The 25,088-nt window shown below is 37.3% G+C and carries 22 protein-coding genes; 9 read left to right on the top strand and 13 right to left on the bottom strand.

The genetic code is table 11. The annotated features are described in order from the left end of the window. Positions 1–125: 125 nt before the first annotated feature. From ABN099_RS00315 to ABN099_RS00305, 3 genes are all read left to right on the top strand, one after another. The gene (locus tag ABN099_RS00315; protein WP_349461680.1) at positions 126–983 is read left to right on the top strand and encodes an AraC family transcriptional regulator; all 858 of its coding nucleotides are present in this window, start codon (positions 126–128) and stop codon (positions 981–983) included. A gap of 156 nt (positions 984–1,139) precedes the next feature. Beyond that, positions 1,140–1,676: a metallophosphoesterase gene (locus tag ABN099_RS00310; protein WP_349461679.1), complete on the top strand. Its 537-nt coding sequence runs from the start codon at positions 1,140–1,142 to the stop codon at positions 1,674–1,676. A 562-nt stretch (positions 1,677–2,238) separates the two neighbouring features. Further along, positions 2,239–2,469 carry an ANR family transcriptional regulator gene (locus ABN099_RS00305; RefSeq protein WP_349461677.1) on the top strand — a complete coding sequence of 77 codons (231 nt, stop codon included), beginning with the start codon at positions 2,239–2,241 and terminating at the stop codon, positions 2,467–2,469. 216 nt (positions 2,470–2,685) lie between these two features. Here ABN099_RS00305 and ydeE read toward each other — a convergent pair whose 3' ends face one another. Then, positions 2,686–3,873, bottom strand: a complete 1,188-nt coding sequence (gene ydeE, locus ABN099_RS00300) for an efflux MFS transporter YdeE (RefSeq protein ID WP_349461676.1) — start codon at positions 3,871–3,873, stop codon at positions 2,686–2,688. A 333-nt stretch (positions 3,874–4,206) separates the two neighbouring features. On the opposite strand from ydeE, the gene accA reads away from it, so the two are divergent. Both accA and ABN099_RS00290 read left to right on the top strand, forming a co-directional pair. After that, positions 4,207–5,169, top strand: a complete 963-nt coding sequence (gene accA, locus ABN099_RS00295) for an acetyl-CoA carboxylase carboxyl transferase subunit alpha (protein WP_349461675.1) — start codon at positions 4,207–4,209, stop codon at positions 5,167–5,169. A 113-nt stretch (positions 5,170–5,282) separates the two neighbouring features. Beyond that, the gene (locus ABN099_RS00290; RefSeq protein WP_349461674.1) at positions 5,283–6,170 is read left to right on the top strand and encodes a LysR family transcriptional regulator; all 888 of its coding nucleotides are present in this window, start codon (positions 5,283–5,285) and stop codon (positions 6,168–6,170) included. A 10-nt stretch (positions 6,171–6,180) separates the two neighbouring features. Here ABN099_RS00290 and ABN099_RS00285 read toward each other — a convergent pair whose 3' ends face one another. Continuing rightward, the gene (locus tag ABN099_RS00285; protein WP_349461673.1) at positions 6,181–7,683 is read right to left on the bottom strand and encodes an MFS transporter; all 1,503 of its coding nucleotides are present in this window, start codon (positions 7,681–7,683) and stop codon (positions 6,181–6,183) included. Between the two features lie 151 nt (positions 7,684–7,834). On the opposite strand from ABN099_RS00285, the gene ABN099_RS00280 reads away from it, so the two are divergent. Next, positions 7,835–8,431, top strand: a complete 597-nt coding sequence (locus ABN099_RS00280; RefSeq protein WP_349461672.1) for a TetR/AcrR family transcriptional regulator — start codon at positions 7,835–7,837, stop codon at positions 8,429–8,431. A 127-nt stretch (positions 8,432–8,558) separates the two neighbouring features. Here the strand turns inward: ABN099_RS00280 and ABN099_RS00275 are convergent, their stop codons facing one another. Beyond that, positions 8,559–9,140 (bottom strand): TetR/AcrR family transcriptional regulator, encoded by a 582-nt coding sequence (locus tag ABN099_RS00275; RefSeq protein ID WP_349461671.1) that lies wholly within the window; start codon positions 9,138–9,140, stop codon positions 8,559–8,561. Between the two features lie 138 nt (positions 9,141–9,278). On the opposite strand from ABN099_RS00275, the gene ABN099_RS00270 reads away from it, so the two are divergent. Beyond that, the gene (locus tag ABN099_RS00270; RefSeq protein WP_349461670.1) at positions 9,279–10,484 is read left to right on the top strand and encodes an MFS transporter; all 1,206 of its coding nucleotides are present in this window, start codon (positions 9,279–9,281) and stop codon (positions 10,482–10,484) included. 61 nt (positions 10,485–10,545) lie between these two features. Here the strand turns inward: ABN099_RS00270 and ABN099_RS00265 are convergent, their stop codons facing one another. The 10 genes from ABN099_RS00265 to ABN099_RS00220 form a co-directional block, all read right to left on the bottom strand. Continuing rightward, a complete protein-coding gene (locus tag ABN099_RS00265; protein WP_349461669.1) occupies positions 10,546–11,661 on the bottom strand; it encodes a hypothetical protein in 1,116 nt (371 codons plus the stop codon). Between the two features lie 2 nt (positions 11,662–11,663). Continuing rightward, positions 11,664–12,818 (bottom strand): ABC transporter substrate-binding protein, encoded by a 1,155-nt coding sequence (locus tag ABN099_RS00260; protein ID WP_349461668.1) that lies wholly within the window; start codon positions 12,816–12,818, stop codon positions 11,664–11,666. A 9-nt stretch (positions 12,819–12,827) separates the two neighbouring features. Further along, positions 12,828–15,008 (bottom strand): TonB-dependent siderophore receptor, encoded by a 2,181-nt coding sequence (locus tag ABN099_RS00255; protein WP_349461666.1) that lies wholly within the window; start codon positions 15,006–15,008, stop codon positions 12,828–12,830. Between the two features lie 338 nt (positions 15,009–15,346). Further along, positions 15,347–16,945 carry an ABC-F family ATPase gene (locus ABN099_RS00250; protein ID WP_349461665.1) on the bottom strand — a complete coding sequence of 533 codons (1,599 nt, stop codon included), beginning with the start codon at positions 16,943–16,945 and terminating at the stop codon, positions 15,347–15,349. A gap of 230 nt (positions 16,946–17,175) precedes the next feature. Beyond that, positions 17,176–17,805, bottom strand: coding sequence for an NAD(P)H-binding protein (locus ABN099_RS00245; RefSeq protein ID WP_349461664.1), 630 nt, complete (start codon positions 17,803–17,805; stop codon positions 17,176–17,178). A gap of 6 nt (positions 17,806–17,811) precedes the next feature. After that, on the bottom strand, positions 17,812–18,300 hold the full coding sequence (gene hutX / locus ABN099_RS00240; RefSeq protein ID WP_349461663.1) for a heme utilization cystosolic carrier protein HutX: 489 nt from the start codon (positions 18,298–18,300) through the stop codon (positions 17,812–17,814). A 57-nt stretch (positions 18,301–18,357) separates the two neighbouring features. Next, complete coding sequence (gene hutW, locus ABN099_RS00235) at positions 18,358–19,704, bottom strand: heme anaerobic degradation radical SAM methyltransferase ChuW/HutW (protein ID WP_349461662.1); 1,347 nt, start codon at positions 19,702–19,704, stop codon at positions 18,358–18,360. 15 nt (positions 19,705–19,719) lie between these two features. Then, the gene (locus ABN099_RS00230; RefSeq protein WP_349462224.1) at positions 19,720–20,556 is read right to left on the bottom strand and encodes a heme/hemin ABC transporter substrate-binding protein; all 837 of its coding nucleotides are present in this window, start codon (positions 20,554–20,556) and stop codon (positions 19,720–19,722) included. Positions 20,557–20,609: 53 nt separating this feature from the next. Then, the gene (locus ABN099_RS00225; RefSeq protein WP_349461661.1) at positions 20,610–22,751 is read right to left on the bottom strand and encodes a TonB-dependent receptor plug domain-containing protein; all 2,142 of its coding nucleotides are present in this window, start codon (positions 22,749–22,751) and stop codon (positions 20,610–20,612) included. A gap of 326 nt (positions 22,752–23,077) precedes the next feature. Beyond that, the gene (locus ABN099_RS00220) at positions 23,078–23,560 is read right to left on the bottom strand and encodes a MarR family winged helix-turn-helix transcriptional regulator (RefSeq protein ID WP_349461660.1); all 483 of its coding nucleotides are present in this window, start codon (positions 23,558–23,560) and stop codon (positions 23,078–23,080) included. A 98-nt stretch (positions 23,561–23,658) separates the two neighbouring features. Between ABN099_RS00220 and ABN099_RS00215 the strand changes: the two genes are divergently transcribed. After that, positions 23,659–24,525 (top strand): EamA family transporter, encoded by an 867-nt coding sequence (locus ABN099_RS00215; protein WP_349461659.1) that lies wholly within the window; start codon positions 23,659–23,661, stop codon positions 24,523–24,525. Positions 24,526–24,602: 77 nt separating this feature from the next. Then, a complete protein-coding gene (locus ABN099_RS00210) occupies positions 24,603–25,058 on the top strand; it encodes a YaiI/YqxD family protein (RefSeq protein ID WP_349461658.1) in 456 nt (151 codons plus the stop codon). Positions 25,059–25,088: the final 30 nt, after the last annotated feature.

Below are 25,088 nucleotides of genomic sequence, written 5' to 3'. Positions count from 1 at the left end.
ACTTTCGGTACTTTTGACAACTAAATAGAATTAATAGCTTGAGATATTCATTTTTTTCGTCAAAAATAAAAACTCTTATTGCGTAACTTCAATACTAATCAATTCTATTTAAGATAATTACACTTATGCTAAGCCAAGCGTTATCACAACTAAATGCAGCATCATCAAATAAATCACCTCATATTATTGTTGGTGAAACTAATATGTTAAATGAAATAGGGTATCCACTACCATTGTCTTATATTGTGGTTATGGTGTGTTTAGAAGGGCGAGGGGTGATTAATATTGGTTTTCAAAATTACACAATTAAACCTAACGATATTTTGGTATTAGGCGATGATACAATCACCATGCTATTAAAAAGAACGGCTAATTTTCGTCTTTTTTACTGTTTTATTGATAAATCTTTTGCCTCAGAGATTGCTTATTCGCTCTCTAATACATTATTTTCATTTCTTTATGATAATCCTATTTGTCGTCCTAAAATAGAACAGGTTGAAGCGTTAAATCGTTGGATATTACAAATAAAATATATACAAAAAGAGTATCCTGAGCATCAGAAAGTCATGTTACGAAACCACTTACAAAACCTCTTTTTTGCCATTACTGAATCTATTCCCACTCATTTTTCTCTTGCTAAAAAAGAGTTTTCACGCAAAGAGCACCTTTGTTGGCAATTTTGGGAGTTAATAGGGAAACAGTGCCATCAGCACCGTGATGTTGCTTTTTATGCAGATTGCCTTAATATTACACCGTTTTATCTTTCACAGATAACAAAACAATTTTTTAATGATGCACCTAAAACATTGATTAATAGACAGGTTATTCTTGAAATAAAAGCCTTATTAACTCATACTGTGTTATCAGTAAATGAGATCTCATTAAAGCTTAACTTTGAGGATCCCTCTTATTTATGTCGATACTTTAAACGAGAAACAGGTAGCTCTTTATCAGGCTATCGACGACAAAATCAAAGGCAGTAACACATTATGATATTGTTTTTGTTTAGTCGTTTGGTATTTATTTAACTATTTTATATTAACTAACAGAAGGAGAACATTTTGAAAAAATATCATTATACAGACCAAGGGAAACTCATTTTCCGAGGTTAACTTTTAAAATTTTATTAAGAAATTACTATGATTTATTTTACTTCCGATACTCATTTTTGCCATTCCAATATTCTCAATCTTTGTCATCGTCCCTTCAATAGCATTAGCCATATGAACGATTCATTAATCCATAACTGGAACGCTTATGTAACAGATAATGATGAAATTTATATTCTTGGTGACTTTCTTTATCGCGGAACAGGCAAAGATGCCAATCGTATATTGCACAGGTTAAATGGTAAAAAATACCTTATTCGAGGAAATCACGATAAATTCCTTGATGATCCAGAATTCGATGCTTCAGCATTTGAATGGGTTAAAGATTATTATGAACTTGATTATCAAAAACGTAAGATTATCATGTTTCATTACCCAATTTTAGAGTGGTCAGGTTTCTTTCGTGATGCTATTCATTTATATGGTCATGTCCATAATTCAGGTAAAGATCCCTCTCAACGCAAACGGTTAGATATTTTAGGAAAAAATGCAATTAATGTTGGCGTTGATGTGAATGATTTTTTTCCAATAAGTATTAATAGCGTACTTAAACGAGTTTCTAAATAATAACATTACTAAACGACACTCATTATAAACCATTAAAAATAATATAAAGGCATAGGTTTAAAATTATAAATTAGTTTATCAAAAAATAAAGACTAGCAAAAATTTTAAATCTAATGAAATAACAACTATTGTCACCATATTAATCAATAACTATTACTTAAGTTTAAGTAATATACTTAATAATGATAAATAGTAATGAAAACAATAAAAATCATAAAAATAAATAAAGACGCAATGCGTATTACTTAAATATTTTTAGAATTAAATTTATTAAGATTATTTACACTATTAAATCAAGTAAAAATAGTTTTAAATAGATTAGATAATTTAGCACTCTTAGAAAGTGGATATTTAAATCAATTAAGCACAAAATTGATGGTGCAGCCACAACGAGCGATGTCAGTTTCACTGCAAATAGGTCAATTAACTCTATATTGCACGGCACTAAAAATGTCGAATCTGATGTTTTTCATCAAAAGTGGTTATCGCTATTATGGCATATAACAAATAATACATTATAAGTAATGCTATATATAGGGTACACCATAATAAGAGGTGTAATATGTGCTCAAGAATACGAAGAGGTATAAAAAAAAATATCGATTATGCTCAATTGGCAAGTGATAAAGAACGCCAAGCAAAATGGGAGTCAGCGGCTCAATCATGGGAAAAAGCACTACAGCAAACAATAGATAAAAAACAAGTGAAATGGTGTCTAAGTCGTTATGAATATTGTTCTATACAATTTCTGAAAATAAAAAATAAAAACAGTATCATTCTGTTAACCAAATAAAAATTAAATGGCAATAACTTTAATAATATCCATTTAAATAATAGCCAACCATAGATAGAGTTAATTAATTTAAATTATTAAAATCAAAATAATAACATCACAACTACAATAATAAAATTAAAAAACATAATAAAAAATTTATAAAAGAAGTAAAAGGCATATAACATCATGTACCTTTTACTTTTTTGTTAAAATAACTTGGTCAAATATATAATATTAAACTGTCGATAATTTAAATCGACTTGCATTCATTCCTTGTATCATACAAAACCAAGCTAATGCAGCAACACCCATTAAAATAGCAAATAAAGAAGTGGGTGGGAGCGAGGTCAAAATAAATCCACTCGCTAATGGATTAAGTGCGGCACCTAACCAACCTAATGATTGTGCAGAGAAATAACTTGCTTTCATTCCTAAAGGAGCAATGTTATCAATCATCATATACTCGCCTGGTGCATAAATTAATTCGCCAAAAGTGAACACAGCAATGGCAAGCGCCCAAAGTACCAAGTTATCATCAGCCAACATAAAGCCACCTAACCCTAACATAAAAAAGAGGGTGCCTAATGTCATTAATTTACGTAACCTATCAGCGGTAACATGTTTGCCAACAATATATTGTAGCGAAACCACAATTGCTGCATTCACCGGTAAAACGACCGCAATAACGGTTTCTGCCAATTTAGCATCGTAAACAACCAAAATATATTGTGAAATACAAGAAGCAAAAGAGCCAAAAGTTAATGTGCCAAAAAAAGTAGAGAGCACAAACCAACTTAATGCTCTATCTTTCAACATTATTTTTGGATCCCACTTAACACTATTTTCATCACCACTATTTGTGCTTTTAGAACGTTGAACAAAAAGTTGGATAACAAATAGAGGAATGGTTGCTGAAACTGCGGCTAACCAAAAAGGGAGTTGAGTACCATACATTAATAGCAACGTACCAATAGGTGGACCTACCGTCCACCCCATATTAATAAAGGTATAGTTTAATGAAAATATTTTTGGTTTAGCCGAAATTGAAAGCGTTTCTGAAAAGTAAGCCTTTAAAACGGTCGAAAAAACTAAGTAAGAGCAATTAATCACAGAAAAGAATATAACGACCAGAATTGTGCTATTAACCAGAGGAATAGCTGCAAACCCGATAATAAAAGTCGCGATAGCAATGAGCATATAGCGTTTTTTTTCAAACTTATCCGCTAACATGCCAAAACCTAGACTAAAAAAGATCCCTGTTGTTAATGCTATCGACATAGCAATACCAATATCATCAACCGCCATTTGATATTGGCGCGATAAGTAAATTGCCATAAAAGGTAATGTTGCACCTCTTCCGATAGTGAGAAGAAGTGATGAAAATAGCAATGCAGTTGTGGATAGTGTTTTTTTCGAGAGCATATTATCTTTATTTTATTGTTGAAATTATTAGATATACCTAAAGGCACTGCGATATTTTTTCGGGTGAAAAACAATGGTTTGGTACTACATAAATTAATACCTGAGTTATCGATTTCTGTATAGACTATAATGATAAATATCACTCTTTTTGTCTCTACCTCATTATTTATTACTCATTTTCCTAATTTGATATTCTGTTATTTATCGCTTTAACTTGATTGTCCCACTTTTGATAACACTGTTTATCAGATTTATAACTACCCTCTGTCGGTCATTTTTTTTAGACTGAGCCGATTATTGTTTGTTATTGCTGCATTAAGCACGAGGTTTGTTATGTCCTATATTCATCTTGAATTTGAAAAACCAATTGTAGAATTAGACGAAAAAATCGATGCACTTCTGACTTTTAAGCAGTCTCAAGATGAACCTAGCGGAATTAATTTAGATGAAGAGATAACCCGTTTACGACAAAAAAGCCTCTCATTAACACGTTCCATTTTTGCTGATTTAGGTGCTTGGGAAATTGTGCAATTAGCACGACATCCAATGCGTCCTTATACCTTAGATTATATCAAGGCAATTTTTACTGATTTCCAAGAGTTAGCAGGCGATCGAGCTTATGCTGACGATAAAGCAATTGTTGCTGGATTAGCGCGTCTAGATAACATGCCCGTTATGATTATCGGACAACAAAAAGGTCGCGATACTAAAGAGAAAATTCGTCGTAACTTTGGGATGCCATCACCAGAAGGTTATCGTAAATCACTACGTTTAATGAAAATGGCAGAACGTTTTCACTTACCTGTGATTATTTTTATTGACTCAGCAGGGGCTTATCCTGGTGTTGGCGCGGAAGAACGAGGACAAGCTGAAGCCATTGCCCGTAATATTTTAGAGATGTCGCGCTTAAAAACACCCGTTATTTGTACTATTACTGGAGAGGGCTGTTCTGGTGGAGCATTAGCGATAGGTGTTGGTGATCGCGTTAATATGCTGCAATACAGTACTTATGCTGCAATATCACCAGAAGGTTGTGCCTCTATTTTATGGAAAAATTCAGATAAGGCGCCACAGGCCGCCGAAGCCATGGGAATGACAGCACCTAAGTTACAATCTTTAGGCATTATTGATGCCATTATACCTGAACCTTTAGGGGGCGCTCATCGCCAACACCAACAAACCGCAGAATTTCTTAAACAGCAACTTCTTATTGACTTAGCTCAGCTAAAAACATTATCAATTGAAGCGCTGTTAGAGAAGCGCTATCAAAAATTAATGTCTTATGGTTACTGCTAATTTTTACAGATAAAGAACTTTTTACAGATAAAGAACTTTTTACAGATAAAGAACAATGGATGCTACACTGCCTATATTAAACAACGAATAATACGATAGGCAGTGATAACGTTATGCAGATTGACCTTAATTTATTGCGTATTTTTTTAGCTGTTGCAGAGCAAAAGCAATTTGTGGGTGCTGCACGCCAATTATCAATTCCTACTTCTAATATTAGCCGAGCAATAAAACAACTTGAGCAACAACTTAACTGTAAGTTAATAGATAGAACAACCCGACAAATGCGATTAACAGAGCAGGGTAAAGCACTCTATCAACAAGGAAATAAAACACTAGCCGAGCTTGATGATACTGTTAGTCAAATTACAAGTAATGGTCCATTAACAGGCACTTTCCGTTTAACTATTCCTAGTGAATATGGCAGCGAATTACTTGCTGATATTTTAGCGGGTTTTGCTGCACTTCATCCTAATCTTATTATTCAGTGTGATACTCAGCTTATGCCTCGTAATGTTATCGATGACGATATCGATTTATTACTAACCTTTCATCGGGGCAATTTATCTGATAGCAGCTACCACTCTCGTGTCATTAAAACATGGAGAAGTATTGTTGTGGCATCAGATAAATTATTAGCTAAAACAGGAATACCAACCGAAATAGGACAACTTAGCCAATTACCTTGTATTTCAAGTTTAAGCGCCATTGAAGGGCAACCTTGGATATTTATTGATGAGCATAAAAAGCCGATAAAAATAAATATTAATAGCCGTTACCGCGTTAACAGCGCTATTTTAGCTAAAGCTGGGGTATTACAGGGGTTGGGATTTGCAATATTGGCAGAACATTGTTGTACAGATGCAATAAAAGCGGGAGAACTGCGGGCTATTCATTTTCCGCAACAACCCGCCTCTATAGATTTATTAGCCATTTACGCTAGTCGGAGTTCGCTTTCACGTAACATTGACCATTTTCTTGATTATTTATCTGAGCATTTATAATGCATTTTGGCTATTCAGTAATTTGCTGATGAACCGCTTTATTATTTGCTTTAGCTGGATAGAGCACGACTAATAAAGTAATAAAACAAGATATACCCGCGGTTGCAATTGCATAAGCAAAACCAGAATTAAATGCTTCAGGCAAGAGTGTTAATAAAGAAGCATCTAAACCATCACCCATATTTTCAGTAACCAATCCAATAATATCAATATAATTTACTGATATTCCTAATAGCTGACTTTGAGCAACCATATAATGAATAGCTTGTTGCACCATTAGCGTACCTAATAACGCAATTCCCATCGTCATACCAGTTTGTCTTAATGCATTCATCGTTGCTGATGCCATTCCTGAACGAGATGGCTCGACACTTTTCATAACTAAAGCACCAATAGCGGGGGTAGATAGCCCCATTCCTGCACCAAGAATAAATAAATAGCTACCGGTTATTCCATAATGACTATCTGTATGTAATGTAGCTAATAAACATGATGAAACAGCAATAAATAAGAAACCACAAATCATCAGTTTTCTAACAGAAAAATAGGCGGAGAAACGACCAAATGTCATAGAGAAAAGGGCCATTGCAATAAACTCAGGTGCCATTCTCCAACCCGTTTCTAATGCACTCCATCCTTGGGCTTTTTGTAAAAAGAACGCGATAAAAAACACATTACTATAAGTGGCAAAACCCAATGTAAAAGAAGAGAGGTTATATTGAAAAAAAGCACGATCTTTAAATAAACCTAACGGCAATAGTGGTCTGGCAACTCGTTTTTCTATTGTTACAAAAAGCGCAAGGAAAATAACACCAGAAATTAATGTGGAAAGTGTTCTTATATGTGTCCAACCGACAGAACCCGCTTCAATTAAACCGTAGGTGAGTAGACCTAGTCCTAACATACTGGTTATTTGCCCAAATGGATCAAGGGCAACATTCTCAGGATCTGCACTCTCTTTTAATCCATACCAACCAAGCAATACGGTAATAATTCCAATAGGAATATTAATTAGAAATATACTTGGCCAGCCGCTAGTGTGAACTAAAATACCGCCTAAAATAGGACCAATAATAAGTGATAATGCACTAACCGAAGACCAAATCCCAATAATACGAATACGTTCAATATCGATAGGAAAAGCGTGAGTAATTAATGATAGCGCACCAGGAATAAGTGCAGCGGCTGCAACACCTTGAATAATACGCCCTAAAATTAATACGGTATGCTGTTGTGCAACAGCGCAAATAAGCGAGCCTAATGTAAAAACAATAACACCCCATAACCACACTTTTTTTCTGCCAAAGCGGTCACTTAATGGACCTGAAGAGAGAATACAGGCGGATAGACAGAGCGCATAGGCATCGACAATCCACTGTAAAGTTGCCATATCAGCATGAATATCATTCTGAATTGTTGGCAGTGCAACATTCACAATACTGATATCCAGTGTTGCCATAAAAGTCCCTAAGCAGATAGCACTAATTAGTGACAATCGTTTTAAATAAGTCATACATTTACTGCCTTGGTTGCTAAATAATATCGCCATCATAATACTCGACCGACCGTCGGTCAATGCTTATTGATAATGAGTTTCATTTATCACCATTGAGACTAAACTCAATATAGAGTAACCTTTGCAGGCGACTTGAAGGGGATAAGCAATGTCATTAGAAGAGCAATCAACAGACAAACCAAGAACTAAGCCAGCAGAAATTCGTTTAGAAGAATTAATGAACGCTGCCGAAGCACTCTTTCTTGAGAAAGGATTTGAAGCAACAACAGTTAGCGAGATTGTAAAAAAAGCGGGCGTTGCTAAAGGAACTTATTATCACTATTTTGCGGCTAAAACCGATATTCTTGAAGCGTTAAGAACGCGTTATATGGACTGGTATCTTGAAAAAGTCGCAGAGGCAATAGCAAAATGTGAGCTACATAATTCTCGTGCTAAATTAAAACAGTGGTGTGAAAACAGTGTTATTGCTTATGTAGAAAAACGTGAATTACACGATATGCTATTTCACCAAGCTTTTCATCAAAGTGGTAATGTTCATGAAAATAGAGCAATGCAACAATTGCAGGCTATTTTAATCGATGGAACAAAGAATAATACATGGCAAGTGTTGCAACTGGAATTAACCAGTACACTGATTTATCACGGAATGCATGCTGCGGTTGATAATTTAGAAACCAGCACAGAATATACACCAGATACATTAGGTGAAATGCTCTATCAACAGTTTAGCCAGTTATTAAATTAAATGGCTACACACCTAAGTCATTAGGGTAATTACAACTTGAAATTACCCTAATATATCTAATTTTTTTGTTGCTGATAATATGAGATATCTAGGCTTATTAGTGCAAAAAGCACACCTAGAATAGACATTAAACTCGTAAACTATTTAACAGCATATCTAGCGTAGATTGTGCTTTTTTTAATTGTGCATCGCCATCATGACTATTCGCAATCCATAGTGCAGCGGCTTCTAAACTACCATAAATAAATAGTGCCAAAGTTTCAGGATCGGTAGCTTTAATAATGTTATTAGCAATAAGTTGAGTGATCATTGCACTCATTGAGGTAATACAACTTTGGGATGGTTCTGAAGCTTTATCACTTAAAATAGCACGAGCATCTCGCATAACAATGCGCTGAATTTCTGGTTCTAGTGCCATCGCCAAATAGGTATGGCAACGTTGTGAAAAAGCGAGCCAAAGGTCAGCGGTAGTATCTGATATCGCTTGTAAACGAGCATCCATTTCAGTATCAATTTGAGCCACAACCGCTAATAACAGGCCTTTTTTATCACCGAAATGGTGATATAACGCCCCTCGAGTTAAACCCGCTTGAGCCGTTAATTCATCCATAGATGCATCAGCATAACCTTGATAACAAAAAACTTTTCTCGCCGTTTCTAATAATAACATCCTGGTTTCTTCCATTTCAGCGCGAGTTCGTCTTGCCATTTATCCTCCTAAATAATATACATACGATCTGTTTGTATATTTACATTCAGTTCGTATGTATATATGATTTATACATACACAATGTATGTATTATCTTAATCTGTTGTCTAAATGGCAAGGATAAAAATGAGGAAGAGTATGATAGATGCTTATAAAAAGCTGTTTAGTCACCAAGGTACTGTATCATTTACCCTAGCGGGGTTAGTTGCACGTTTACCATTACCGATGATGGGTATTGGTATTATTATGATGATTTCCCAAACTCAAGGAAGTTATGCTCTAGCAGGCGCGATTTCTGCCTGTTTTGTTTTTACTTATGCCATGTTATCACCACAGATTTCACGATTAGTGGATAGTTATGGACAAGGTAATGTTTTACCTATTTTCACATTAATCAGTGTGTTAGGTACTAGCTTGATGCTATTTACCTCTTGGTTTCAGTGGCATATAAGCCTGTTTTTTGTTGCTGCAATATTAATGGGCTTTATGCCATGTATTTCAGCGATGATAAGAGCCAGATGGACAGCCATTTATAAAAGTGACACTCAATTACAAACCGCTTATTCATTAGAAACGGTATTAGATGAAGTGACCTTTATTATTGGTCCACCTATTGCTGTTGCTCTTAGTGTGACTCTTTTTCCTCAAGCTGGAATATTTATTGCCACGAACCTTCTTTCTGTTGGCGTGTTTTTACTGGCTATGCAACGAAATAGCGAACCTACTGTTGAAAATGACGCGACTATATTATCTACAGAGCAAACTAGCTCGGTTATTCATTTTCCTCTAGTAAAAATCCTAGCACTGATTATGGTATTTATGGGCATTATTGTCGGTACTATCGATATCTTCAGTGTCGCTTTTGCCGATTTACACGGTAATCCCGCAACAGCAAGCCTAGTTCTCTCAGCTTATGCAGTAAGCTCTTGTATTGCAGGGCTTGTTTTTGGTGCAGTAAAATTATCAAGCCCATTGCATCGTTTATTGTTAATAGGAGGTATTGCTACCTTTATCACCACATTACCTTTAGCAATTATTGGTTCTGTATATAGCTTAAGTGGGGTTGTGTTTATTTCTGGAATATTCTTTGCGCCAATGATGATCGTGACGATGTCACTTATTGAGAAGGCGATACCTGAAAATAAGCTAACAGAGGGAATGACTTGGTTACTAGCCGGGTTAAATATTGGTGTAGCAATTGGCGCCGCATTAACAGGACAAGTTGTTGATTATTTTAGTACTTATTCGGGCTCATGGGTTGCCATAACAGCGAGTTTACTTGTCATGTTGACGGCATTGTTAGGCTATAAGTGGTTAAATTCGAGTAGAAAATCACACCTTTAATATAGCGATATGTTTATAAATAATACCCCATCAATATTGTAATTTTTGATGGGGCATTAAATTAAATATCAATCCAAGCAGTACGTCCACCGACAGAAGTACTGATATGATTAGCACCGTGGCTAAGACACAATGTTCGCATTCCAGCATATTGTTGTGAATACCACGCACCACCTCGCATTAATGCTCGCTTTCCATAATTACGAAGATAAACCTGATCGTTATCTTGTTGATTAATTGCTGGATATAATCCTAATATTTTAAAAATATCAGCAACAGCACAATTATTTTGTGATGATATTGCATTGAATTCGCCATCCATTAATCCGGCGGGGTAACCGTTATCTGTAGGCTCTCCGTTATAGTGTTTTATTGAAGTAGATAAAATAGGAAGCCCAGCATTACCATCACAATAGTCAGAAGGTGCATCATATTTTGCACTATTTTCACTTTTTGGGGGAAGTGTGTTTCCTGTTAATAAACTCAATGTATGCCACTGTTCTTCAACGGATAAATCACCACAAAATACCGCATTATTATCTTTAATTATCTGAATTTCACCCGCATCTAATTGCATCCCACTTTGCCATTCCCAAAGGTTGCCACATAAATCGCTAATACCAAATTCACTATTATCGTGATACCAATTTGTCCATTGAGGTGCCGTTAATGTGGTTGGATCACCCGTTGTAAAATCGGTATCACCCGCAGGTCTGCCATCAACTCGCGTGGTTTCTTGTTCTGGATGTAAAAAACTACGACCATAATCAGTATTGCCATCTTCTTTCATTTTATGGTGACGACACCAAAGCATAAGCGCTGCCCATTCGGCGTGAGTACTTACATGAAAACCTTTTCCGGTTTGCTGTGAACGCTGCTGAAAGGTAGGTAAATCAAATAAGGTTGCTGGTTTTTGATTCGGTAAACTTAATAGTTCATTTTGATGAAGTGATGCGGGGTAACAGGCATAAAAGAAAGCCTCTTTTATTTTTTCATTCACAATAAAAGCTGGGTGAACAGAATTACCCAAATTATCTGATACCTCATTTAAATTAAAACGAGGCACTATATACATATAATTAGGTTGTCCCTTAGCAGAATACAAAATAGTGCGTTTACCTGATGATTGCGCTTCAACTTTAGTTCGCAGAGGATCCGGTGAATAGATATCAAACATAATTATTCCTTTTCTTTATCAAGCAATGTCACCCAATAGCCTTCTTGCCACTCAACAGGGAGGAATTTTTCATAATAGTCATGAAAAATAGCATCAGCATCAAGGTGAGAAAATCGTTTAGGGTGCAACCATTTCGCCATTTGTAACACCGCAATAAAACCAAATGGACTATCATAAAAAGAGTGCCAAATAGCGTAAACCTGCTGATTTTTAACAGCACTAAGTGTTTTATAAGCAAGACGTTGCATTAATATTTGCAGCTGCAATTTAGCGTGTTGTAAATCAGCACCTGGACCTAAATTAATCCAATCACCGGTAGGGTTGTAACCACTCCAATCAGCACCCGTTAAAAATATTTTGTCGGGTTTGGAATAGATAACGGTCTCTTGATTTAATAAACCGTAGGTACTTTTTATATATTCAGATCCTAAGTTTTTACCACCAGCAACCTGTAACATTTGTCCCATACTGCCATTGCCATAAGAGAGACAACATTCCGGTGTAAAACCGGCGGCTCGTTCAAATAAAACCGTAGGGCGAATAAAGGGCGTCTGTTGCAAAACTTGAGAAACTTGCGCTAATTGCTGTTGACGAAACAGGTTCATAGCTTGGCTTCGTTGCGTATTAGCAAGTAAGTTTCCCATTATGGTTGTGCTTATTGGAGTGTTATTAAGTGGGTCGATACTTAAATCCAGCACAACAACAGGGATATTGGCTTTCGTCAGTAAATCCAATACGCCATTAACGCTAATTGCACGATAAGTACCCACCGCGATAATAATTACATCGGGTTTTAATGAAATAAGTCTCTCACTATTAAAATGCCCACTCGACATAGCACTAAATTCAGGAAGCGCTAAGAGTTGAGGGAATGTTTGAGTATATTGACGATACAGACTTAAATCAGCAGTACGAAATGCAGAAGGCATGGCAATAAGACGCTCATAAAGAGCGCCTGTATAAATGGTGGCATAGAGTAAAAATAAACCGCTATCTGCAATATAGATTTTATTTAAATTACTCGACAGTGTGATTTCTCGTTTTAAAATATCAACAATCACCCTCTGTTTTTGTTTGGCATAAACAGGAAAAGGGCTTGCTAATAATAATGAGAATGCACTGGCACCTTTTAGTAATGAACGCCGATAGTTATCCATGTTCATATCCTAAAAATAGTAATTCAATACACCAAGAACAACCCTATCAGTACCCACACTACAATAAGTAGAACTAGTACAACTGGCAACATAGGATTTGTTGGTTAAATTACTGACAGTTAATCCTAATTCTAATCCTTGTAACTCACTGTTCATTGCCGCTAATTGATAACGGAAACTCACATCGCCTAGCCATACAGCAGGTACTTTAAAAGTGTTGATATTATCACCATAGGTTGAACCTAAATAACGAACACCAGCGCCCAGTAATGCACCATCAAGATAAGGCTGATGAAAACGGTAGTCTATCCATGCAGAGCCAGTATGCGTTGGCACTTGAACCGGATGTTTATTTAGCGTTGAAGGATCACTTGTTGAGGTAACAATATTGTGTGTATAAGCATAATTAAGCATCATATTAACTTGCGGCGTTAATGCTAATTTGCTTTCAAATTCAACCCCACGCGAGCGAATTTCACCTGATTGCTGATAATAATCTGGATTTCTAGGATTATGCGTTGTGACGTTTTCTTGAGTTAACTCATAAACAGCAACACTCACTAAACGAGAAGCTTGAGGATCTTGATATTTAATACCCGCTTCATATTGCCTTGATTTCATAGGAATAAATGCTTTACCGTCAGCATCTGTACCTAAAATAGGATCAAAACTGTCTGATGTACTTACCCAAGGTGAAAAACCATTATTAAATTGATAACTTAATCCAATACGGTGACTCCATGCCGTATTATGACTAGTTTGTGTCACACCTGATATTTGATTATGGGTATCTAAATCAGCACTATCATAGCGTCCACTTAACAATAAATTCCATTGCTGCCAACGGAGGTGATCTTGCAGATAATAGCCATAGCGATCAAATTGCTGTTTTGTTGATGTGCGTGATACAAGATAAGGCGTGAAATCCGGCTTATGATGTTCCGCCCAAGGGTCAAAACTTACAGTTTGAGAACCCCACCAATCTTTAGTCATATAACCATGCTGATAATCAAATCCAGCCATTAGCGTATGTTCAATATCCCAAGTAGCAATTTTACCTATGAGCTGATTATCGGTTACCCATGTTTCTGATTTACTAGGTGCTTCTTGATATACCGCCGTTAAGAAACGATCTCCGGGTAAAAATCCGCGGGTATAGTCACGACTAATTTCAGTATCAACTTTCATAAAGCGACTGTTTTGCTTAAATTGCCACTGAGAATTCAGTTGGTATTCAAGTAATGAAGTTATAGCTTGTTGTTTTCGATGGGAATTATCATGACTTTGATTGTTATAGTTTCGATTAGGATCAACCTTACCATTAGGGTTAGGCAGTAATCCTAATGCTTGTGCCGGTAAGGTATTGTAATAGCCAAGACGAGGCTCTTTTTGATATTGACCCAATAGCGTCCAATTAAAAGAATCATTAGGTTTCCATGTTATTGCGGGTGAAATAAGAAAACGTGTTTGGCGTGAAGAGGGGATTTGCGACTCTTGTTCAAGTGCTAATCCTGAAACACGGTATAACCAAGTTTCATCGTCATTAATGGCTGATGTGGTATCAAACTTTATTCCATGATTGTTATTGTTACCCGCTTGCAGTTGAACTTGATGCTGAGTTGCAGCAGTCGGGCGGCGTGAAGTCATATTAATTACACCGCCAGCACCACCTTGACCATATAACGCAGATGCAGGACCATGTACGGCTTCTAGGCTTTGCAAGCTCCAACTATCAACTTGTGGTGCCCAAATACCGCTATTTCCTAGCATTCTTAGCCCATCAAGATAGTAATCTGCATCGAAACCGCGCATTTTAGAATAATCAATACCACTACCAAATGCGCCAAATTTCTCACTCACAATTCCTGAGCTATAACGCAATGCCTGACTAATAGACTCTGAAGGTAAATTATCAAGTTGAGCACGGTTAACAACAGAAACCATTTGTGGAGTTTCTAATAATGAAGCATCACTTTTAGTTGCCGTGGTCTGTTTTTTAGCGACGTAACCATAAGGTTGTGCATCATTTTCACTAGCACTACCGGCAGTTACGACGATTTTTTCAATATTTTCAGCTTGTACAAGAGAGGGGACTGTTAATGTAAACAGTGCTGAAATAACAATAGGATATGGGCTGACTTTTTTAAATTGCTTGTTTTTGCAATGTCTATTTTGAGGTAATAGCAACATGATAATTCCATCAAAAATGAAAAATAGATAATGATTGACTCAGGGTCGGTAACATACAACAACGACCGACTGTCAGTCAATATAAATAGTAATCATTTTCATTTGTATTTATAAAATAACGCAGAAAAAGTATTTTCAGATTGGGATATTAGATTGGAATGTGAAATAGGGATGTGAAATAGGGATGTGAAAAGTATTATGAGCGGTTTAAAAGCAATCAATCTATATAAATATTGAGCCTGATGAATCATCTTAAGTAAAAAAGACATATTCAGTTTTCAATAAAAAAGCTAGGCGTTATAACCTAGCTTTATATTGATTAGTTAATCTAGAACATCCTAGCTCTCAACGCCTTTTTTCGCTAAGAACTCATCATAAGTTCCTTGGAAATTAGTCACTTTTTCAGGTGTGATTTCGATAATACGGTTTGCCAGTGAACTGACAAATTCACGGTCATGTGAAACAAAGACCAATGTGCCTTGATATAGCTCTAATGCCATATTGAGTGATTCAATCGATTCCATATCTAAGTGGTTGGTTGGTTCATCCATAATTAAAATGTTTGGCTTTTGCATCATTAGCTTACCAAATAACATTCTACCTTTTTCACCACCAGATAATACTTGGACTGATTTTTTAAGATCATCTTGAGAAAAGAGTAAACGACCTAAAACACTACGAACGGCTTGTTCGTCATCTTCTGGTCTCATCCATAAACTCATCCAATCAAATACCGTCATATCCACTTCAAAATCAGAAGCGTGATCCTGCGCGTAATAACCAATATTTGAGTTTTCAGACCATTTTAAACGGCCTGTATCAGGCGTTAATTCACCCACTAATGTTTTGATTAATGTTGATTTACCCACGCCGTTATTACCTAAAATGGCAACTTTCTCGCCTACTTCAAGCATCATATTGACGTTTTTAAACAGTGGTGCATCGCCGTCATAACCTTTAGATATATTTTCCACTTCAAGCGCATTACGGAATAATTTTTTATCTTGATCAAAGCGAATAAATGGATTTTGACGGCTAGAAGCTTTAACTTCAGCTAATTGAATTTTTTCAATTTGTTTTGCACGAGAAGTCGCCTGACGCGATTTAGAGGCGTTTGCACTAAAGCGACTAACAAAAGATTGTAACTCGTTAATCTGCGCTTTTTTCTTTGCATTATCCGCTAATAAACGTTCACGCGCTTGAGTCGCAGCAAACATATATTCATCATAATTACCCGGATGAACAGCTAATGCACCGTAATCAAGGTCAGCCATATGCGTACACACCATATTAAGGAAGTGACGGTCATGGGAAATAATGATCATAGTACTGTTGCGTTCATTCAATGTTTGTTCAAGCCAACGAATGGTATCAATATCCAAGTTGTTGGTTGGTTCATCAAGTAACAGAATATCTGGATCAGCAAACAGGGCTTGAGCCAATAACACACGCAATTTCCAACCTGGAGCAACTTCACTCATAGGACCATTATGCTGTTCTAGTGGAATACCCACATTTAACAGTAATTCACCTGCGCGTGATTCAACCGTATACCCGTCCATTTCGCCGAATTTAACTTCAAGATCAGCGACACGTAAACCATCTTCTTCACTCATTTCAGGTAAGTTATAGATGCGCTCACGCTCTTGCTTAACTTCCCAAAGTTCAGTGTGTCCCATAATCACAGTATCAAGTACCGTGAACTCTTCATAAGCAAATTGGTCCTGTTTTAGTTTACCAAGGCGCTCATTAGGATCGAGAAATACGTTACCGCTACTTGGTACTAAATCACCACCAAGAATTTTCATAAAGGTTGATTTGCCGCTGCCGTTAGCACCGATTAAACCATAGCGGTTTCCGCCACCAAATTTGACAGAAATGTTTTCAAACAGTGGCTTAGAGCCAAACTGCATAGTGATATTATTGCTGATTAACAAGACGAATACTCATTATTAGTGAATGACAAAAGGTAATGGGGCGGCATTATGCCACAAGTTACCCCCATTAAGACAGTAAAGTGATAAATGACTTAATAGGAAATGCGTTGTGAGATAAAAACCTATCATAAAGTGAGTGTAAATAATAAATCAGAGTAAGAAAAAAGAGATAACCGACATAAGTTATCTCTTTTCCATACTATTAGCGTGATATCAGTAAGATAAAAATGTTACTTCTTAGGCGGCGCTAAATTGGGTTCAACAACAGAATAGACTTGGTCATTTAATAGTTCAGATTCTAATAATTGTGCAACTAATCTAGCGACATCACGTCTATTCACCAAGCCATGAGTCTCTTCATATTGATAAAGCTGTGCCTTTCCTGTTTCCTCACCATTAAGTAAGCCACCCGGTCTTACAATGGCATAATCAAAGTGGCTTGTTTGTAACCATACTTCGGCAAGAGATTTTTCTCTTACCGCCTGACCAAATGCTGCTTTTGCACGATCAGATAATGCACCCCAGCTATCACCACACCCTAAAGAAGAGACCATCAGCATACGCTGAAAACCCATCTTTTCTGCGGTATCAATCAGCGTTCTATGGGCTAAGTAATCATTCTCACCACCCATGGTTGAAATGATATCTGCCTCATTAGTTGCCAGACTTAACAGCTGTTGCACCGCATTACTATCGGTTGCATCACCAATAACCGTTTTAATACCAATATCAGTTAACCGCTGTGCAGCATCCGCATTGCGAACTAAAGCGACAATAGGGCGTTGCTGTTCAATAGCAATATCAGCAATATGAGAACCAACACCTTGACCACCAGCACCAAAAATAGCCCATGTTTTCACGCTCAGTTACTCCTCGTTTAATTGTTTTGCTAACTGACGAAAAGCAGATAATTGTTCTGGTAGTAGTTGTTTGTGTTCATCTCGTCCTAAGAAAATCTTAAACATGGCGATGCCTTCTTGATTGAAAAACAGAATAGATGCCGTATCCATTCCCATAAATTTGCGTTCAACCATCGCAATATGTTGGCAGTTTTCGGCTTTAATATGCCCAGTCATGCCTTTTTTGCCGCGTAAATTAAAATAACCATGACGATGAAAACCACTTGGTAATTCACCACTAAACTCTAAAATAACGTCTTGTGTATGTACCAATGTTGTCACATTTCCCCATTGCATAACATTATCCCATAGCGTATCGAATTGTGCGCCACTCATCACTGCGCGTAATGGTAAATGTCTCACAACCTCTAATAACGTAGTATTAAACTGCTTAGCTATAGTTTCTAAGGTTCCATCAGGTTCAGTGATTAAAAATTGTTGTAATTCAGTATTCATGGTTATTATTTCCATTTTTATTTAGTCAGTTTTTATCGTAATTAAACCGTTAACACACTAACGAGGTGTGTTTAATTGCAAAATAAGTTGCTGTAATGACGTCAGTAAATTACTTGCCCAAAATCGACCTTCATTGGTTAGTTTCATGCAAAGAAAGTCATCTTCAACAAGACCCGCTTGATACCACTGACTTAATAACGGAGAGAGCAGCGTTGCCTGTGGGCTGAGTTTTGCTAAATCAACGCGTCCACATTCAATACCGGCTTGTAGCTCATGACGCCAGCGAAAACCGCTATCCGTGGTTTTGCTCATCATCATCAGTGGTTTTTGGTTAGCTGAAATTTTCTGATAATAGCTATCAAGGGTGCGATCTATCATCCATGAATAACCGTTGACCGAACCACCCGCACCTGAACCAAACGCAAGACAATCCGCACCTTGTTTGATTAATAAATTATATAAATTGCGCTCACGAGTTGTTCTTGCCCAGTGGCTATTACTGATTTGATGCCAACCCATGTTATCCATAAAGTCGCAGCCTTGAAGGTAAAGATCACGCCTTTGTATTGGTGATGGTACTGTTATTCGTTGATTTTCAACTGCTTTACCTAATGGGGTATTGGGCAATAAATTAAGAGCATAAAGATCGACGCCATCTAACCCAATATCATTAGCAATTGCTAGATCTTCAGCCCAATTGGCTGCATCTTGATTTGGTAAGCCAAACAGTAGATCACAGACAACCGCGGCTCTATCACGTTGGCATAGTGCTTTCATAAACGTAATAGCTTCGGTACCCGTTGAAGTACGCGCCATACGTTTACGAATTTTGCTATTAAAGGTTTGAATACCAATAGAAAATCGATTTGCACCAGCATCTAAACAAGCATCGATACGATTATCATCAAAATTTAATACGCGACCTTCGATGGTAATTTCACAATCCGGGGCTAAAGGGAGTGATTGGCGTAAATGAGTAATGACCCGAAATAGATCTTTTGCGGATAAAGCCGAAGGCGTCCCACCGCCAAAATAAACCGCATGTATAGGCGCTGATTGATAAAGTAAGCTGTCTGCTTCCGCTGATATCTCACGTAGTAATGCGTCAGTATAGCGCGCACAAGCTTCTTCATAATAATTGTTCTGATAAAAGCCACAGAAAGTACAATGCGTTGCACAAAAAGGAATATGAATATATAACAATCGCTTACAAGCGGGGGTTTTACTATTTAACAACGCTTGCCAAGTCGACTGTTGGGCTTCTTTAGCAATAGGTGCAGAGCCTCGCCATGGCATGGTAGCGTGACGATCACGAAAAGGTGGATCACCATCAAGTGCAAAGTGAGGCGTAAAATCAATCTCTGTAGACGATATTATCGACTGTGTAACTACATTTGCTTTCATTAAGTCATTCCTGCCTTACTTGGCACTATTTTTGTTGTTATTTGAGGCTGATGGATAAAACTGCTGATGCAATAATTCAACGCCATCCACAATACGAGGTCCCATTCCTAAAATAAGCGATTGATCGATTTCGATAATACGTTGATTTTTCCACGCTTGAGTCATTGAAACACCGGGAACAGAGGCTAATCCATTGGTAGAACGTAGATTACCCGTATGGTTCTCTTGGCTCTGTGTTGTGATAACAATCACTTCAGGATCTGCGGCAATAATCGCCTCAGCACTATAAATACGATAGTTCTCATGCGTTGCAATGTTATTACCACCAGCTAGAGTCAAAATAGCATCAGCAACACTGGTTTTACCTGCAACTTGCGGAATACCGCCACCGGGTGAGAGAAAAAACATCACTTTAACAGGCTGCTTTATTTGCTGATTTTTTTCAGCAACTAGTGCCAAACGTGTTTGCAATGCGGCAATTAATGCCTCTGCTTCGGTTTGTGTATCAAGAGAAATCGAAAGTGTGCGAATATTTTCCAGCATTAGTTCAAACGTGGCTGGTGTACGGGGGAGTGAAATAACATTGACCTTATGCTGTGCTAATTGGCGCAATACCATTTTAGGCTCAGCATCATCCCATGTAACAAAGGTCGTCGGGCGTAATGACAAAATACCCTCAGTACTAAGTTGTTTCCAGTAACCAATATGAGGTAGGGATTTGGTCTGTTCTGGATAAGATGTGGTTTCATCAACACCGACAATTTTATCACCAGCATTCATAGCATAAATTAATTCGCTAATAGAGCCGCCAGCAACCACCCAGCGCTCATTTTTTCCATTATCTTTTGCCATTAAATTAAAGGGTAAAAAACAGAGGACACAGGTAATTAATATTTTTCTCATAATTAAAATACCCATGTCAGACCAACTGCAGCATTTAAGCCTGCTTCAGGAATAGATTCATGAGCCGTTTGATAACGTTTATTCAGAATATTATTTAAATCAACGTTAATACGATATTGATCTTTTTCACCAAACTCACTGCTTAAAGCGAGGTTAACTGTTGCCCAACCAGCATATTGCTGTTTGTTGTCACCATTACTTTCATCTTTGGCATGTGTTGCTGCTCTTAAATATAAATCAGATATTAGATTCATATTTTCAAACATCAATAAATGTTTAGCGCCCACACGAGTAGTTATAACCGGCTCACCTGTATTCCACGTTTTTATCGTTGGATTAATAAACTGACGACGCATAATATTGGCGGAAATATAAGGTGTAACTGACCATCCTTGATATTGCGCCATGACTTCCATGCCATAGGTTTTGGCTCGATCAATATTGTCATAATAGAAATAATCCGCTCGACCCGTTTTACTATTACCTTCGCAAATACGTTCACCAGCACAAGCAATTGAAGTGATGTAATTTTTAGCTTCTGAATAATAAAGGGCACTATCAATATACCAATTATTCCCTTTATAACGGGCACCAAATTCCACATTATTAGAGTGTTCAGCCTCAAGGTCTCGATTACCATAAGTGACAGCACCGCCTGCGGTGGTGTTCATAAATTGCTGAACAAGGGTAGGGAAAACATAACCTTGAGCAAATGCGAGACGTAACTCTGTATCTTGAAAACCAGAATAACGCACACTGGATGACACAATAAATGCACTATCTCTCACAGAGTCAGAGGCTAATATCTTATGACTCATACCTGTTTTGCTGTGGTCTACTGTTTCATCACCATCTTGTAACTCTGATTTCAACCAATATTGCCTAGCACCCAATGCCCATGACCAGTTATCTGCCATTTTCCAATCGTTTTGAGCAAAAAGAGAACCATTGGTTTGTTTACTACGATTATGCAATAGCGATTGTTTGTCATAATTAACCGCAGGAGGAAAACCGGTGGTGCTATTTGATGATGTTTGACCAACAGAGGTCTGCTTTACTTTATCTTGCTGATATTGCGCACCAAGGATCAACTCATTATTGGCAGGCAAAGTAAAATTGGTTTGAACAGTAACACCATAAGTGTTTTGGGTATCTTCAGATTGAGTACGATTTTTTACGGTCAAGTTGCCAATCATTGGACTGCCCGTTGGCGTAACTACACCAACTCTGTTTTCAAATTGACGTTCAATTTGTTGCGTATACGCATCGATATGCAGCTTTTTGAAATAATCAGCATCTACATCATAATCATAGAATAGACCCACTTTTTCACGTTCAAGCTTAGGCACTTTTACACTAAACTCTTGAAATTGACCTTCATCTGCATAATAAGATTGTGTACTTAACTTATAGCGATCAAGAGACAAACCAAATTTATGTTTATCTAATCGATAACCTAGCCATGCACCTTGACCGTTATTGCTAAAATGCGTATTAGCTAAACGACCATCTGGCGTATCACGATCACCATGGTCCGCGTAACTTCCATTTAGGCGATATTCAAAATCACCCACAGAACCAGAAATTAATGCCGATTCACGCCAGCCCATTGTTGCGGAATCATAAACCACCTTAACATTACCGCCAAAGGGCTTATCGCCACCTTTTTGAGTAATTAAATTCACCACACCACCAATAGCTTGCGAGCCATAAAGAACAGAATAGGGGCCTTTAACCACTTCAATACGCTCTAATGCAGATTCATCAATCAAAATACCTGCACCATAATTTTGCCCACCACGTTGGTAAGTCACTTCTTGTCCATCCACTAGCAGTAACACACGAGAAGAAGACTCTCCTCGAATACGAACCTGTTTACGACCAGCCAAACTATTATCTGTTACCTCGATACCGGGAATATCACGTAGCTGATCGGCAATAGAAGATGAGGTCGAACTAATTAAACTTTCTTTATCAATAACTTGAATGGTTGCTGGGCTATTCCATAATGAAGCTGCACTACGTGTTGTTGTAACAACCATCGTCTTTTCTGTAGGAGCAGGGGCAGAATTAGCCATTGCATATTGAGATAACACAAGAGTGAGTGTAGATAACACCAAGCAAGATTTAGTTTGAGTGCGCATTATTGCGAATCCTAATGAGATCAATAATTATTATCATTCGCTTTATAATTTAACTTTTGGTATTCATCAACCAGAAAATGGTAAACAGAATGCATCTTTGATGTAGATCAAAGTAAAAACGTGATCTTATGCAGAATAGTTGATTAAACAAACAGAAATGGCACAAAAAAGAGGGTTTTTAAGCAAAAAAGGGGATCAGGGTAAGTAAAAACAACTAGGTGCTTGTTATGCTTATCTTTATCTTAACTAACACTAGTTTATAAATTTAAATAAAGAGAGAAGCCTATTGAGAATAGCGATATAGCAATAGAGGTTGATATTAACCACTATTCTAAAGAAGTCAGAAAAACGTTAAGCAACTGATTCAACGTTTGTTGCTCTTGAATGGATAACCCTTCAACTAAACGTTTTTGGTTTTCTACATGGGCTTCAATAACCCGATTAATTAATTCAAGCCCTTCAGGCGTTAAAGAAACGAGAAAACTACGTCCATCTTCAGGATTAACTTTACGAATTACCCATCCTGCTTTTTCTAATTGGTCAATACGATTTGTCATCGTGCCAGATGTCACCATTAAGGTAGATAACATTTCGCCAGGGGATAAGGTATAAGGCTCTCCGGCTCGACGTAATGTTGCCATTACATCAAAACTAGAGCCATTTAAACCAAATTGGTTAAAGACTTTCTCCATTTCACGAGAAAGGTGCAGGGTGATATTACCTAATCGACCAATTAATCCCATAGGACTAACATCAAGATCAGGCCTTTCACGTTGCCATTGCTGTGTAATTCTATCGATTCTATCCATGCATTCATCATGGCAATTATTTATCTTGACGTCAAGGTATTATCATTTTATCTTGACCTCAAGATAAATAACCGCAGTCAAATTACCTGAGTAAATATATGAATCGATATATGACCCTTTTTCTTACGGCACTAGCCCCCATTGTGTGGGGAAGTACTTATATTGTTACGACTGAAATGTTACCCGCCAATGTACCAATGACATTAGCTGCGCTACGTGCATTACCTGCCGGAATTTTATTATTAATTATTATAAGGCAACTGCCACAAGGTATTTGGTGGTTACGGGTTGCTATTTTGGGTATTTTAAATTTCTCACTATTTTGGTGGCTGCTGTTTATTTCAGCTTATCGCTTGCCCGGTGGTGTTGCGGCAACGGTTGGTGCGGTTCAGCCATTAATTGTACTTTTTCTATCTCGTTGGCTATTACAAAGTCGTTTATCGTGGCTCTCTATTTCTGCCGCATTAAGTGGGATTTTCGGTGTTGCTATCCTTCTGTTAACTCCTGATGCTGCACTTGACCCTATCGGAATTATTGCAGGATTATGTGGTGCATTATCAATGGCAGCTGGCACGGTATTAAGTCGTCGTTGGCAACCCGCAGTTACACCACTCACCTTTACCGCATGGCAATTAACCGCTGGTGGATTAATGTTGTTACCTTTGGCATTATGGTTTGAGCCCGCATTACCTTCATTAACCACTATTAATCTTCTTGGATTAAGCTATTTAACACTCATTGGCGGTGCTATTACTTATATTCTTTGGTTTAGAGGATTAGCATTATTGGGACCAAGCTCGGTTGCTTCATTAGGCTTTTTAAGCCCACTCAGCGCGGTTATTTTAGGTTGGGCACTGTTAGGACAACAATTAAGCAGCTTACAACTTATTGGGATGGCAATTATATTAGGCAGTATTTGGGCTAATCAACAATCAGAAAAACGTGCTTTAGCAAAGCTAAAATAACTTATTTTTTATTAATGTGTTATTTTAAAAAGCATTAAACGTCATGTTAAATAAAGAATAATCAAGAGAGAGTTGTTATGCCAATATGGGTAGATGCTGATGCGTGTCCTAAAGTGATAAAAGAAGTGTTATATCGCGCAGCAGATAGAGAAAAAATGATTGTCACTTTTGTTGCGAACCAACGATTAACCATACCAGCATCGCCTTTTTTACGTACATTACAAGTTCCTGCGGGGTTTGATGTTGCTGATAATGAAATTGTACGTCGGGCTGAAAGTGGTGATTTAGTCATTACAGCCGATATACCATTAGCGGCTGAAGTCATAGAAAAGGGGGCTGTTGCCCTTAATCCACGAGGCGAACGTTATAGTGAAGCAACTATTCGTGAACGTCTAACTATGCGTGATTTTATGGATACAATGCGAGCCAGTGGTATTCAAACTGGGGGTCCAGCAAGCTTAAATCAACGAGATCGCCAGCTTTTTGCTAATGAATTAGATAAATGGTTTTTACAGCAGAAAAAGAAAATTTAAAAAAATATCTATACACATCGTCTGCAATAA

Origin of the sequence: Proteus hauseri, from assembly GCF_040139125.1 — a bacterium.
GTDB classification, from domain to species: domain Bacteria; phylum Pseudomonadota; class Gammaproteobacteria; order Enterobacterales; family Enterobacteriaceae; genus Proteus; species Proteus hauseri_B.
The sequence above is the reverse complement of the archived record's forward strand: the minus strand, read 5'-3'. Positions and strand labels throughout refer to the sequence as shown.